A 514-nucleotide genomic window follows, 5' to 3' on the forward strand; every position below is an offset into this window, starting at 1 on the left:
GTTTAGGAGCCTCAGTGAAGGAGAAACGTACAAAATCAGTATCAAAGGCTCCCAATCCCTCCGAAAGGTACGTGGGGTTGTATGCCACCGTAATTTCGTGACCGTCCAGCTGCGCGGGCATCGATTCGGATGCGCGAGCCTCATCGCCACGCCCGGCATCGATCGATACCTGTCCGTCTTCGGTGAACTGAAGGCGCAGGGGAGTGTTACGTTCTGCCACGAGGGAAATACGACGCGCCGCCTCCGCCAAATCCGATGTACGGACAACAGCATGAACCGCAGTTTCGGTTGGGAAGAGGGCACGAAGATTCGGGTACTGACCGTCCATGAGAACACTCGTAGTTCGGCGAGAGCCTGCGGAGAAACCGATAAGATCGCCATTTTCAGGAAGTGCGATAGAAAGCTCTCCCGAGCTTGAGAGGGTACGCCCCACCTCGGTCATGGTTTTGGCCTTGAGCAGAACCGCAGCCTCAATTTCAGGGTTCTCAGGATTCCAGGTAATTTCGCGCATCGC

1 pseudogene is annotated in these 514 nt (G+C 55.8%); it reads right to left on the bottom strand.

Annotation, left to right across the window (positions count from 1 at the left end):
• Positions 1–514, bottom strand: a pseudogene (locus tag HMPREF2554_RS10965) (DNA polymerase III subunit beta); the annotation flags it as partial.

It is taken from the genome of Rothia sp. HMSC071F11, from assembly GCF_001809115.1.
In the GTDB taxonomy this organism is placed as follows: Bacteria; Actinomycetota; Actinomycetes; order Actinomycetales; family Micrococcaceae; genus Rothia; species Rothia dentocariosa.